This is a genomic window from Curtobacterium sp. MCLR17_039 (assembly GCF_003234745.1).
Lineage (GTDB): Bacteria > Actinomycetota > Actinomycetes > Actinomycetales > Microbacteriaceae > Curtobacterium > Curtobacterium flaccumfaciens.
In genome coordinates this window covers 70,396-82,851 of the sequence record NZ_QKTF01000005.1, presented here as the reverse complement: position 1 = coordinate 82,851, position 12,456 = coordinate 70,396, and the positions used below count along the sequence as shown (strand labels likewise).

At 71.1% G+C, this 12,456-nt stretch carries 11 protein-coding genes; 3 read left to right on the top strand and 8 right to left on the bottom strand.

From position 1 onward, the window contains the following. Positions 1 to 54 precede the first annotated feature (54 nt). The 8 genes from manD to DEJ00_RS07710 all read right to left on the bottom strand — a co-directional run bounded on the left by manD (position 55) and on the right by DEJ00_RS07710 (position 9,021). Positions 55 to 1,407, bottom strand: coding sequence for a D-mannonate dehydratase ManD (manD, locus tag DEJ00_RS07745; RefSeq protein ID WP_258373588.1), 1,353 nt, complete (start codon positions 1,405 to 1,407; stop codon positions 55 to 57). After that, positions 1,404 to 2,687: a mannitol dehydrogenase family protein gene (locus DEJ00_RS07740; protein WP_111056948.1), complete on the bottom strand. Its 1,284-nt coding sequence runs from the start codon at positions 2,685 to 2,687 to the stop codon at positions 1,404 to 1,406. The genes manD and DEJ00_RS07740 overlap by 4 nt, the downstream gene beginning before the upstream one ends. Beyond that, positions 2,684 to 3,571: a sugar phosphate isomerase/epimerase gene (locus DEJ00_RS07735; RefSeq protein WP_111056947.1), complete on the bottom strand. Its 888-nt coding sequence runs from the start codon at positions 3,569 to 3,571 to the stop codon at positions 2,684 to 2,686. Before DEJ00_RS07735 ends, DEJ00_RS07740 begins: the two co-directional genes overlap by 4 nt. Then, positions 3,568 to 4,779: a Gfo/Idh/MocA family protein gene (locus tag DEJ00_RS07730; protein ID WP_111056946.1), complete on the bottom strand. Its 1,212-nt coding sequence runs from the start codon at positions 4,777 to 4,779 to the stop codon at positions 3,568 to 3,570. Before DEJ00_RS07730 ends, DEJ00_RS07735 begins: the two co-directional genes overlap by 4 nt. Further along, entirely contained in the window at positions 4,776 to 5,612 is an 837-nt protein-coding gene (locus DEJ00_RS07725) for a sugar phosphate isomerase/epimerase (protein WP_111056945.1), read from the bottom strand. Before DEJ00_RS07725 ends, DEJ00_RS07730 begins: the two co-directional genes overlap by 4 nt. A 75-nt stretch (positions 5,613 to 5,687) precedes the next feature. Then, positions 5,688 to 6,647, bottom strand: coding sequence for a carbohydrate ABC transporter permease (locus tag DEJ00_RS07720; RefSeq protein WP_027464480.1), 960 nt, complete (start codon positions 6,645 to 6,647; stop codon positions 5,688 to 5,690). Further along, positions 6,644 to 7,666 (bottom strand): carbohydrate ABC transporter permease, encoded by a 1,023-nt coding sequence (locus DEJ00_RS07715; protein WP_027464479.1) that lies wholly within the window; start codon positions 7,664 to 7,666, stop codon positions 6,644 to 6,646. The genes DEJ00_RS07720 and DEJ00_RS07715 overlap by 4 nt, the downstream gene beginning before the upstream one ends. Further along, positions 7,666 to 9,021, bottom strand: coding sequence for an ABC transporter substrate-binding protein (locus tag DEJ00_RS07710; RefSeq protein WP_181440121.1), 1,356 nt, complete (start codon positions 9,019 to 9,021; stop codon positions 7,666 to 7,668). The genes DEJ00_RS07715 and DEJ00_RS07710 overlap by 1 nt, the downstream gene beginning before the upstream one ends. A 120-nt stretch (positions 9,022 to 9,141) precedes the next feature. On the opposite strand from DEJ00_RS07710, the gene DEJ00_RS07705 reads away from it, so the two are divergent. The 3 genes from DEJ00_RS07705 (at position 9,142) to DEJ00_RS07695 (ending at position 12,456) form a co-directional block, all read left to right on the top strand. Continuing rightward, on the top strand, positions 9,142 to 10,227 hold the full coding sequence (locus tag DEJ00_RS07705) for a LacI family DNA-binding transcriptional regulator (RefSeq protein WP_181440120.1): 1,086 nt from the start codon (positions 9,142 to 9,144) through the stop codon (positions 10,225 to 10,227). 62 nt (positions 10,228 to 10,289) lie between these two features. Further along, a complete protein-coding gene (gene uxaC / locus DEJ00_RS07700; protein WP_111056944.1) occupies positions 10,290 to 11,729 on the top strand; it encodes a glucuronate isomerase in 1,440 nt (479 codons plus the stop codon). 127 nt (positions 11,730 to 11,856) lie between these two features. Beyond that, positions 11,857 to 12,456, top strand: coding sequence for a class I SAM-dependent methyltransferase (locus DEJ00_RS07695; protein WP_111056943.1), 600 nt, complete (start codon positions 11,857 to 11,859; stop codon positions 12,454 to 12,456).

Sequence of the window (12,456 nt, the reverse complement as noted above, 5' to 3'; positions counted from 1 at the left end):
GTGCCCGCTCGACACCGTGCCTGCTCGACACCGTGCCCGCCACGGCGCCGGGGACTACCAGTCGTGGACGGTGCCGTCGGCCAGGCGGTTGAACGGCAGGTACGCCTGCTCGTAGGGGTACTTGCCGGCTTCGTCGACGTCGAGACTGACCCCGAGGCCCGGCTCGTCACCCGGGTGCAGGTAGCCGTCGGTGAACGTGAAGGTCTGGTGGAACACCTGGTTGGTCTGCGGCCCGTGCTGCATGTACTCCTGGATGCCGAAGTTGTGGATCGCGAGCCCGAGGTGCATCTGCGCGGCGAGCCCCACCGGGGAGATGTCGGTCGGTCCGTGGAACCCGGACCTGACCTGGTACAGCGCCGCGTACTCCATCGTCTTCTTGAGCGGCGTGACGCCGCCCATGTGCGTGACGGCACCGCGGACGTAGTCGATGAGCTGGTCGCGGATGATGTCCTTGAAGTCCCAGATGGTGTTGAAGACCTCGCCGATCGCCAGCGGCGTCGTGGTGTGCTGCCGGACGAGCTTCAGGGCCTCCTGGTTCTCGGCGGGGGTGCAGTCCTCGAGCCAGAACAGGTCGTAGGGCTCGAGCGACTTGCCGAGCTTGGCGGCCTGCAGCGGGGTCATCCGGTGGTGGCCGTCGTGCAGCAGCGGCAGTTCGGGACCGAACTCGTTGCGGACGGCCTCGAACACGGTGGGCACGTGGCGCAGGTAGGCGCGGGTGTCCCAGTCCTCCATCGCCGGGTACGCACCGCGCTGGGCGGGCTCGAAGTCGTAGCGGACGCCGGCGTTGCCCTCGGTGGTCCTGTTCGACGCGATGCCGTAGATGGACTCGAGGCCGGGGACACCGGTCTGCACCCGGATCGAGCGGTAGCCCTCTTCCTGGTGTTCGCGGATGGAGTCGAACAGCTCGGGCAGCTCCTTGCCCGAGGCGTGGCCGTACGCCATGAGCCCGGTGCGCGATGCCCCGCCGAGCAGCTGGTACAGCGGCATCCCGGCGACCTTCGCCTTGATGTCCCAGAGGGCCATGTCGACGGCGGCGATCGCGGCCATGGTGACCGGACCACGGCGCCAGTACGACGACCGGTACAGGAACTGCCAGGCGTCCTCGATGCGGCTGGCGTCACGGCCGACGAGCAGCGGGACGACGTGCTCGGACAGGTAGGCGGAGACCGCGAGCTCACGGCCGTTCAGGGTGGCGTCGCCGAGTCCGGTGACGCCGTCGGCCGTGGTGAGCTTGAGCGTCACGAAGTTCCGGTTCGGGCTGGTCACGATGACCTCGGCCCGATCGATCAGCTGGCCGCGGTCCGCCGAGGCCCAGGTGTCCGGACGGCCGGCGGTGGTCTCGGCCGGCCCGCTGTCGGCGGCGCCGGGGACCGGGGCCGCGGGGTTCGTGGTGGTCGTGTCGGTCATGCGTGGACTCCTCCGTTGGAGCGTTCGCGGGCGCGTGCCGCGGCGGTGCGGATGCGGTCGGCCGCCGCCGTCACGGCGGCGACCACGGGGGTGGTGTCGAGTTCGGGTGCGACGACGGCCAGGACGTCGTGCACGTCCGAGTCTGGCCCGGGGGCACCGGGGTCGTCCACCGGGTCGGTCTGCTCGGTGACGTGCAACCACCATGCGGCGAGGGCAGTGGCCGCTCCGGTGCCGATGCCGGCCGAGGGGTCGCGGGCGAGCCGGTGCCGCACGACGTCGACGACACGGACGGGCAGCTTCTGCGAGCCGCCGGACGCGATCTGCCGAAGCGTGTGCCGGATGCGCGGGTTGGCGAACCGCTCGACCAGGGCTGCGCGGGCGTCGGTGACCTCGGCCTCGGGCAGCGGGAGCTCGAGCGCGGCTTCGTCCCAGAGCTGCTCGACGGCGGTGCGGCAGACCGGGTCGTCCATCGCCTCGGCCACGGTGTCGTGGCCGAGCTGCAACCCCAGGTAGGCGAGGAGCGAGTGCGAGCCGTTCAGCAGCCAGAGCTTCCGCTGCTCGTACGGGGTGACGTCGTCGACGATCCGGACGCCGGCCGTCTGCCACGCGGGCCGGTCGATGCCCGCGAAGGCGTCCTCGAGCACCCATTCGGCGAACGGTTCGGTGACGACGGGGACCCGGTCTCCGGCGAGCGCACCCGGCAGTTCCGACAGGTGCGCGACGTCGGCGTCGGTGGTCGCGGGGGTGATCCGGTCGACCATCGAGCTCGGGAACGCGACGTTCGCCTCGATCCAGTCGCGCAGGTCGTCGTCGGTGACGGCGTCGAGCACGGCGCCGCGGAGGACCACCCCGTTGTGCGTCAGGTTGTCGAGACTGACCAGCGCGATGCGCCCGGAGCCGGCGGCACGGCGGGCGTCGAGCCCCGCGACCAGCCGCGCCGGCACGTCGGAACCGCGCCGGTAGCCCTGCTCGGTGACCGTCAGCGTGACGATGGTCGTCTCGGGGGACGCGACCACGTGCCTCCAGGCCGTGTCGTCGCTGCCCGGGTGGGCGGCCACGATCGTGTCGACCACCTCGGCTCCGTCGCCGGACGCGGCTCGCGTGACCAGCGTGTACCGGCAGTCCTGCGCGGCCAACGCGTCCGCGGCCGCGGGCGAGCGGCCGGTGAAGGCGGTGATGCCCCACGGCTCCCCCGTGGTGTGGGCGGTGTACCAGGCGAGGTGGGCACGAGCGAACGCACCGACCCCCAGATGGACGATGCCCGGACGCCGGTCGGTCATGCCGACACCGGTACGAGGGAGCGGAGGTACGCCAGGTTGTCGGCGGTGCGGGTCTCGAGCGGGAGGTCGGTGGAGAAGTCCTCGATGGTGACCCACCCGTCGTACCCGACCTGGCGGAGCGCGTCGAGGTACTCGGACACCGACGCCTGGCCGGTGCGCAGGGGTGCCCACTCGTGCTGCCAGATCGAACTGCCGTCGGCCCGGGTGTCGCCGGTGTCGACCCAGCGGGCGTTCTTCACGTGGGCGTGTGCCAGGTACGGCCCGAGCAGTTCGAACGCGGCGAGGTGGTCCTCGTCACCCTCGATCACGAGGTTGCCGAGGTCGTGGATGACGCCGACGTGTGCGGGGTCGAGACCGTCGATCAGCCGCAGTGCTGCGGAGGCCGACGGTGTGATCGTCATGTGGTGCAGCTCGACCAACACCTTGACGCCGAGTTCGGCCGCGCGGTCCGCCGCCCACTCGAGGTCGGTGCGGGTGCGGTCGAAGAGCTGCGGGTAGGTCTCGCCGGTGCGTTCCTTCTCGGCCCGGTAGTTCGGCATCGTGACGCGGACCTGCCGGGCACCCAGTTCGCTGGTCACGCGCAGCATCGTCTCGACGCCGTCGTGGTCGGCGGCCGGCTGGTAGCCGCCGATGCCCGAGTACTCGAGCCCGGCGGCGTCGGTGACCCGGGCGATCTCACCGACCCGGTCGCGGATGCCGGTGTACTGCCACGTCGAGTTGTTGCCCGCCCAGAACGACCGTTCGGCAGGGACCTCGGCGCCGTCGGCCGGGCGGTCGTCGACGATGCGCCACTCGATGCCGTCCCAGCCCTGTGCGGCCAGGGTCTCGGCGGCTTCGGACGGGGTCCAGTCGGGGGTGGAGGCGGTGAACACGGAGAACTTCATCGGGTGGCTCCTTCGGTCGCGCTGGCGGTGGCGGGCGTGCCGACGACCGGCACCACGTCGTCGTACTTCCCGTCGATCACGTCGTCGATGCGCACGGGGTGCCCGAGCGTCGCGCTGACGTAGAGCCCGCGGACGGTGGCGAGCGACACGAGGGCCGCGTCGACGGTGACACCCGGTTCGCGTCCCTGCCGGATCGCGTCGACGATGTCCGTGTACTGCCGAGCGTGGCCCGCGGCGAAGTGGTCGGGTTCAGCCGGGCCGCCGACGACGTGCTCGGGCGGGACGATCTGGTCCTTCTGGTCGACCGCGCCGGCGACCGCGGTGGCGTTCGACGTGGTGGACGCGGACTCGAGCGTGGCGGTGTCCGGGGCGATGTGGAAGTACGCGAGCCGGTCGTCGTCGACGATGGCGGAACCGTGCGTGCCGTACACGGCGTACCGGGCGGAGAGCCCCGGGTACGCCGCGGTCGTGCAGTGGACGACCCCGAGCGCCCCGCCGTCGAACCGGACGGTGGCGACGGCGGTGTCTTCAACCTCGATGCGGTCGTGGGCGAGGAGCCCCGTCTGGGCCGAGATCTCGACCGGACGACCGAGTGCCCAGACGAGCAGGTCGACGGTGTGCACGCCTTGGTTCATCACCGCGCCGCCGCCGTCGAGCGCCCAGGTGCCGCGCCAGTCACCGGAGTCGTAGTACCCCTGCGACCGGTACCACGCGACGCTCGCGAGCCCCGAGGTCACGGTGCCGAACCCGCCGTCGTGCGCGGCCCGGGCGACGGCTGCCGACGCCGGGTCGAAGCGGTGCTGGCTGATGACGCTGGTGACGAGTCCGCGGTCGCGAGCGGCTGCGGCGAGCGCCGCGATCTGCCGTGCTCGGGGCATCGTGGTGTCGAGCGGCTTCTCGATGACGACGTGCTTGCCGGCCGCCAGGGCGGCCTCGGCGAGCTGCACGTGCATGCCGGACGGCGAGCAGATCGCGACGACGTCGATGTCGGTCTGTTCGATCGCTTCCTCGATGGTGGAGGTCGTGATCGGGCGGGCGGCACCCAGCTCCTGTACCGCGTCCGCCGCGCTCGTGGCGGCTTCGGGCACGGCGTCGACGAGGGCGACGACCTGCAGGTCGGGGTGGTGCACCGCGACGGTGGCGTGGTGGCGTCCGATGACACCGGCGCCGACGACGGCCAGGCGGAGCGGGTTGGTGGGTTCGGTCATCGCAGGGTGACTCCGATCTGGTCGGTGAGGGTGCGGAAGGCCCGGCCGGCACGACCGAAGGCCGCGGGGCCGGAGAACCCGCCGAGGGAGGTGAAGTCGCTGAGGTGCGGCTCGAGCGAGGCGTACCCGGAGTACCCGGCGTCTCGGAGGGCGGTCAGGGTCTCGACGAGTTCACCGTCGCCCTCGCCCGCCGGGACCACCGACGAGTCGGCGGCGAGGGCGTCCTTGACCTGCAGGTAGTCGACGTACGGGGCGAGCTGCTCCCAGCCGTCGGAGAAGGGCCGGACGCCGCACTGCACGTAGTTCGCGTTGTCCCAGGCCAGGCGGAGCGCGGACGAACCGACGCTCTCGACGATGTCGAGCACGCGCGCGGGGACATCGCCGTAGATGTCCTTCTCGTTCTCGTGCAGCAGGGTCACGCCTTCGCGCTCGGCGAGGTCGGCCAGCGCCCGCATCCGGACGAGGACGTCGTCGCGGACGTCCTCGGGGCGGCGGCCCTCGAAGTAGAACGAGAAGATCCGGATGTTCGTGGTGCCGAGGGCGTGCGCGGCGGCGATCGCACGGCCCAGCCGTCCGACCTCGTGCTCGACGGGCTCGTCGACGGAGACCTTGCCGATCGGCGAGGCGATGGCGGACACGGTCTGCCCGCGCTCCTCGAACAGGCGGTGGAGTCCGGCGAGCTGGTCCTCCTCGAGGTCGACGACGTTCACCCCCCAGGCGCTGCGCACCTCGATGGCGCTGGCCCCCAGCGCCTGGAGGACCGCGACCTGGATCGCGGGGTCGGCGTCGATCTCGTCACCGAAACCGGAGAGTTCCCAACTGGGCTGGGTCATTGCGTTCCTTTCGTGTCGGACTGGAGGCGCGTGGCGGGGCCGCCACGGGCCTCCAGTCCGGTTCTGGGTTGCGTGCTACTTCACCGAGCCGGCGGTCAGACCGCCGACGAGGTAGCGCTGGAAGATCAGGTACAGGGCGACGACGGGGACCGCACAGACGATCGAGGCGGCCATCATCTGGCCGTAGATCGGGACCGCGCCGCCCTCTTGGGTGGTGCCGAGCACCTGCAGGACCACGGCGACCGTCCGGGTGTTCGGGGTCGTCATGATCGTGGAGAACAGGACGTCGTTCCAGCCGAGCAGGAAGGCGAAGATCGCGGACACGACGATGCCCGGCCACGACAGCGGGAGCACGATCTTCGTCAGGATCTTCGTCGAGCTGGCGCCGTCGATGCGCGCCGCTTCCTCGAGTTCCTTCGGCAGGCCGCGCAGGTACGTGACCATCACCCACGTCGAGAACGGCAGGGCGAACGTCAGGTAGGTCACGAACAGGCCCCAGCGGGTGCCGATGATCTGCACACCGGTGGCGCTGGCGATGTTCGAGAACACCACGAAGACCGGCAGGAGCAGGAGCGTGCCCGGGATCGACTGCAGGGCGAGGAGCCCACGCAGGATGGTGAGCCGCCCGAGGAACCGGAACCGGACGAGCACGTAGGCCGTGGACACGGCGAGCGCGGCACTCGCGACGGCGACGGCACCGGCGGTGAGCATCGAGTTCACCAGTCCCTCGCCGAGGGCGACGGTGGACCAGATCTCGACGTAGTTCGACAGCGTGAACTCGGATGGGAAGTACTCGCCACGGGCCACGGCGACGTCGGAGTTCACCGAGCCGAACAGGATGTAGAGCACGGGGACGGCGATGAACGCGATGATCACCGCGATGACGGTGACGAGCAGCCAGCGCGGCAGCAGCCGGGTGACGTCGGTGTCGTACGGGCGCTTGTTCCGTCGCCCGCCGTTGCCGGTCGTGATGCTCTCGGTGAGCGTCGCGGTGGGGCGGGTGCGGGTGCTGAAGGACGTGCTCGGGGTGGTCATGCGCGTGCTCCGTCGATGTCGGCGGCGGTCGGGGCGGCGGCGAGCGTGGCGCGGTCGGCGCGACGCTGCTTCCGGTTGGGGCCGGCGTCGTCGCCGGTGTCGAGCTTGACCGCCCGCAGGTAGACGAACAGCGGGATCGCGACGATCACGAGCGAGCAGATCGCCATCGCCGCGGACAGGCCGAAGCGGAACGACTGGAAGCTCGCGATGTACGTCAGGACGGGCATCACCTCGACGCTGGACGGCAGCGGGATGCCGAACAGCACGAACGGCAGCGTGAAGTTGTTGATGTTGTGCAGGATCGAGATGATCACCGCGAGGCTGAGGGGTCCGCGCAGGTACGGGAAGATGATGTACCGCAGCTTCGCCCACCAGGTCACCCCGTCGAGCGCGGCGGCCTCGTGCACCTCGTTGTCCACGGCCTGCAGCCCGGCCAGGGACAGCAGGTAGACGAAGGGCCAGCTCGTCCAGATCATCACCCCGGCGAGCGCCCAGTACGACGCCGAGCCGTTCAGCCACAGCACGTCGGTGTGCAGGATCGAGTTCACGACCCCCTGCGGCTGGAGCATCGTGCGGAAGAACGTGCCGACGACGAACGCGGGGAGCACGTACGGGATCAGGTAGATCGAGCGGACGAGCCCGCGACCGGGGAACCGGTTCTGGGTCGAGATCGCGGCGGCGACCCCGATCGGCACGGTCACGGCCGTGACGAGCACCGACAGCGACACCGAGATCCAGATTGAGTGCAGCAGCGGCGAGTTCGTGAACGCCTCGGTGAAGTTGGCGAACCCGACGAACGGGGCGCTGAACCACTGGCGGAGCGTGTACTGGTCGAGGTCGAGCATCGCGATCCAGAAGCCCACCAGGAGCGGCACCACGATGACGGCGAGCATGAGGACCCCGCCGGGCAGGAGCATCCACAGTGGACGCTCCCGTTTGTAGAGGGGCGTCTTGCCGGCGGGGCGGACCGGCCGGGGCGGCGCCGCGTCGGTGCGGGGCCTGGTCTGCGTGCTGGTCATCACAGACCTCCGTTCTTCTGACGGTCGAGGGTGGCCTGGGCGTCCTTCTGGGCGTCCTGCAGTCGCTTGCGGAGCTGGTCATCGGTGACCTCGCCGGACTTCAGCGACGGGATCGACTGCACGACCACGTCGACCAGGGCGAGCTGGATGTCGGACCAGGCACCGGTGAACGCGGTCGGCTTGGACAGGCGGCCGGCGTCGATGATCGGCTTGAGCTGCGGGTTGTCGGCCGCCAGGTCGGCGGCGGCGGACGCGTTGGTCGGCAGGTTGCCGAACAGGTCGTAGTACTCGAGCTGGGCCTTCGGCGCGCTGAGCTGCTTGACGAACGCGAACGACAGCTCCTGCTTGGTGCCGTAGTCGGCGACGACCCAGTTGTCGCCGGACAGGATGCTGGCGGCCTCGATGCCGTCGGACGGACGTTCCGTCGCACCCGGCGGGACGGTCGGCAGCAGCGCGAACTCGTACTTGCCGTCGACCTTGGTGTCCTGGAACGAGTTGATGGCGGTGGTGGTCGTCATCGGGAAGAACGCCGCCTTGCCCTCGGTGAACTGCGCGAGGGCCTGGGCGTTGTTCCAGCCGATCGCGGCCGGGTCGACGACACCGTCCTTCGTCACCCAGTCGAAGTAGGTGCGGTAGGCGTTCTCGACGGCCTCGCTGTCGATCTCGGCCTTCGAGCCGTCGACGATCGTGTTGCCGGCGTTCTGGGCCATCCCCCACACGAACTTCCAGGGGTCGAAGCCGTCGGCGTAGGCGATCGCCATGCCGTGGCGTCCGTCACCCGTGGTGGCCTTCGCGTCGGCGGTCAGCTCGTCCCACGTCGTGGGCATGTCGGTGATGCCGGCCTTCGCGAGCAGGTCCTTGTTCACCGCCATCACGAACGGACGGCTGGCGAACGGGATCCCGATCTGCTTCGACGCACTCGGACCGGAGATGCCGAACGACGCGGGGTCGAACTGGTCCTTGCCGCCGATCGCGTCCCACTCCTTCGCGCCCATCTCGACGAAGGCACCGGTGGCGTACGCGGTCGGGGTGAAGGTGGTGCCGATCGCGTAGACGTCGGGGCCCTGCCCCGAGATGACGCTCGTCTGGATCGCGGTCAACTCCTCCTGCGCGGACGAGTAGGTCTCCCACTGGATGTCGGCACCGGTCGTGCGCTTGAACTCGGCGGCGGTCTCCCGCTGCCACTGCTTGCGTTCCTTGGGGTAGGTGGTGTCCGCGCCCATCATCACGCGGAGGGTGTTCGGGTCGTCGCCGCTGCCGTTCACCACGGCACATCCCTGCAGGGACAGTGCGGCGAGGGCGACCACGGCGACGGCACCGACGAGGGTGCGGACTTGCAGTCTTCGCGTCTTCACGGGGGTTTCCTCCTCGAGACCTCCTCCGAGCGGCGCTGCTCGGTGGCACCACTGTTCCGCCGTTGGCAACATGCGGCAACCGGTTGCCACTTGTTGCCAGACGCGAATACGTTCGGCCTCGTGAAGGACCTCTCGACGGACGGTGGCGGGCGCACGGGCGGTGCTGCCGGCCCCGCCGCTGGTGCCGCGCGTCGCGTCACCATACGCGACATCGCCGACGCCACCGGGGTCGCCGCGTCCACCGTCTCCCGCGCCCTGTCCCTGCCCGACCGGGTCAACCCCGTCACCCAGGAGCGCATCCAGCGGGCAGCCCGCGAGCTCGGCTACGTCGCCAACTCGCAGGCCCGGGCGCTGACCTCGGGCCGCACCCGCGCCGTCGCCGTGCTCGTGTCCGACATCACGAACCCGTTCTACTTCGACGTCATCCGGGGCACCCAGCACCAGCTCGCCGGGGCCGGCTGGACGCAGCTGCTCGTCGACACCGAGGAGTCCGCCGACGCCGAGATGGCCGCACTCACCGCCGTGGGGGCGAAGGCCGACGGGGTCGTGCTCACGGCGTCACGACTGTCCGACGCGCAGATCGCACGGTTCGCCGAACGGATCCCCCTGGTCGTCGTGAACCGTCGGCCCACCGGCGTGCCCTCGGTGCTCATCGACACCCCCGGCGGGGTGGAGCAGGCGGTGCAGCACCTGGTGTCGCTGGGACACCGGGAGATCCTGTACGTCGCCGGGCCGGACAGCTCGTGGTCGAACGAGCGTCGGTGGCGCGCCCTCGTGCAGGTCGCCAAGCGCCTGGGGATCCGCGTCGCCCGGGTCGGGCCGCACGCACCCTTCGTCGACTCCGGCGCGGCGGCCGCCGACGCCGCCGTGCACGCCGGTGCGACCGCGTGCATCGCCTTCAACGACCTGATCGCCATCGGGATGCTCGCCCGGCTACGGGAGCGCGGGGTCCGCGTCCCCGAGGACATGAGCATCGTGGGCTGCGACGACATCTTCGGCGCCGACTTCTGCAACCCGCCGCTCACCACGATGACCTCGCCGATCGAACGTGCCGGCCGGGTCGCGATCCGGATGCTGCTCGGACGGCTCGGCGCCCTGCCCGCCGACGAACTGCCCGGGGAGCACATGTCCGGTGCCGTCGCCCTGCCCACCCACCTGACCGTGCGCGAGTCGACCGGGCCGGCGCCGCGCGCCGGCACCGACTGATCGCGCACGAGTACTCCCGAACTCGCCACTCCCGCACTCGCCGCCACTCGAAGGAGTCGATGATGACCCGCACCAGCACCCCCACCCGGCTCGCACCGCACCCCGACCGGCTGTTCCCCGCCGACCCCGGAGCACGAGCCGTGGCACGCACCGTGTACGAGGCGGTCAAGGACGCCCCGATCATCTCGCCGCACGGGCACGTCGACGCGGCGCTGATCGCCTCGGACCAGCCGTTCAGCGACCCCGCATCGCTGCTCATCACGCCCGACCACTACGTGCTCCGCCTGCTGCACGCGAACGGGGTGGACCTGGCCGCGCTGGGACGCGCGGACCTGTCGGGAACCGCCCCCGTGCCTCCAGGCCGCGCCGTCTGGCGGCAGCTGGCGGAGCACTGGGACGACTTCCTCGGAACCCCCGTGCGCTACTGGTTCGAGACGGAGCTGCACGACGTGTTCGGGCTCGACCAGGCGCCGTCCGCCGCGAACGCGGACGACCAGTACGACCACATCGCCGGCCTGCTGGCGTCCCCCGCCTTCCGGCCACGCGCGCTCTTCGACGCCTTCGGCATCGAGGTCCTCGCCACCACGGACGGGCCGGCGGACGACCTCGCTGCGCACGCGCAGCTCGCGGCGGACCCCGGCTTCTCCGGCCGGGTGCTCCCCACGTTCCGCGCGGACGCCGTGTTCGACCCGACGCGGTCGGACTGGAGGCCCGTGGTCGCGTCGATCGGCGAGGCCGCCGGCATCGACACGGGCACCCACGCAGGGCTGCTGGCGGCTCTCCGCGCACGTCGCCACTACTTCATCGAGCACGGCGCGACCGCCACGGACACCGGGGTGCTCGACGCGGGCTCCGCTCCCCTGCCGTCGAGCGAGCGGGAACGCATCCACGCGGCGGCGCTGCGCGATGCGTCGTCGGTCACCGAGGCCGAGGCGACGGCGTACCGGCACGACATGCTCTACCGCTGGGCGGAGATGAGCGTCGAGGACGGTCTCGTCATGCAGCTGCACCCCGGGGTGATCCGGAACCACCACACCCCGACGCTCGAGCGCTTCGGGCCGGACACCGGGCACGACCTGCCGGCCGTCGGGTCCTTCACCGAGCCGCTCCGACCGCTGCTCGAGTCCTTCGGCACCGCTCCCGGGTTCCACCTGGTGCTCTTCACCGTCGACGAGACGGTCTTCTCGCGCGAGATCGGGCCGCTCGCGGGCTTCTACCCCGCCGTGTACGCGGGCGCGCCGTGGTGGTTCATCGACACCCCGGCGGCCATCGGGCGCTACCGGTCGGCCGTCACCGACTCCGCGTCGTTCACCAAGACCTCCGGGTTCATCGACGACACCCGCGCGTACTGCTCCATCCCCGCGCGGCACGACATGGCGCGGCGGGCGGACGCGGCGTACCTGGCGTCGCTCGTGGTCACGCACCAGGTCTCCGAGGAGGACGCCGTCCGCACCGCCCGGCGGATCGTGTCCGACATCCCGCGGGCGACGTTCAAGCTCTGACGCGGGCGGGTGGTGCGGCGCGGCGCTGCCGTGTGGTGCGAGGTTCCGTTCTCGGTGCGAGGGTTGCCGGGTCGCACGGAACACGGAACCTCGCACGGTTCGGCGCTGCGGCGGTACGGTCGGGCGCATGACGGAGCGGGTGACGGCGGCGTACAGCGCTCGGGCCGACGAGTACGCGGCGCTGCTCGGCTCGATGGACGCCGTCCACCCCGACGACCGAGCCCTCGTCGACGCCTGGGCAGTCGGTCAGAGCGGTGCCCTGGTCGACGCCGGGTGCGGCCCCGGTCACTGGACGGCGCACCTCGCACGGCAGGGGCACCGTGTCAGCGGCATCGACGCGGCGCCGGAGTTCGTCGAGCACGCACGACGGACGCAGGGCGCCTCGGTCGACTTCCGGGTCGGGTCGCTCGACGCGCTCCCGCTCGCGGACGGCAGCGTCGACGGGGTCCTGGCCTGGTACTCGGTGATCCACCACGAACCGTCGCGGATCGGTGGGCCACTCGACGAGTTCCGTCGGGTGCTCACCCCCGGCGGTGGGCTGCTGCTCGGGTTCTTCGAGGGCGCCGCGGTCGAAGCCTTCGACCACGCGGTCGTCACCGCCTACCGCTGGCCGGTCGTGTCCCTGGCGGCGCTGCTGGACGAAGCGGGCTTCGACGTCGTGGACGTCCACACCCGCACGGACCCGGGGCACCGGCCGCACGGGGCGATCAGTGCGGTGCGCCGCTGA

Bases quoted from the DNA above. Each gene is read 5' to 3' on its own strand.
- DEJ00_RS07715 (WP_027464479.1), bottom strand. From the start codon at position 7,666: ATGACCAGCACGCAGACCAGGCCCCGCACCGACGCGGCGCCGCCCCGG.
- DEJ00_RS07695 (WP_111056943.1), top strand. From the start codon at position 11,857: ATGACGGAGCGGGTGACGGCGGCGTACAGCGCTCGGGCCGACGAGTAC.
- DEJ00_RS07720 (WP_027464480.1), bottom strand. From the start codon at position 6,647: ATGACCACCCCGAGCACGTCCTTCAGCACCCGCACCCGCCCCACCGCG.
- DEJ00_RS07725 (WP_111056945.1), bottom strand. From the start codon at position 5,612: ATGACCCAGCCCAGTTGGGAACTCTCCGGTTTCGGTGACGAGATCGAC.
- DEJ00_RS07735 (WP_111056947.1), bottom strand. From the start codon at position 3,571: ATGAAGTTCTCCGTGTTCACCGCCTCCACCCCCGACTGGACCCCGTCC.
- uxaC (WP_111056944.1), top strand. From the start codon at position 10,290: ATGACCCGCACCAGCACCCCCACCCGGCTCGCACCGCACCCCGACCGG.
- manD (WP_258373588.1), bottom strand. From the start codon at position 1,407: ATGACCGACACGACCACCACGAACCCCGCGGCCCCGGTCCCCGGCGCC.
- DEJ00_RS07730 (WP_111056946.1), bottom strand. From the start codon at position 4,779: ATGACCGAACCCACCAACCCGCTCCGCCTGGCCGTCGTCGGCGCCGGT.
- DEJ00_RS07740 (WP_111056948.1), bottom strand. From the start codon at position 2,687: ATGACCGACCGGCGTCCGGGCATCGTCCATCTGGGGGTCGGTGCGTTC.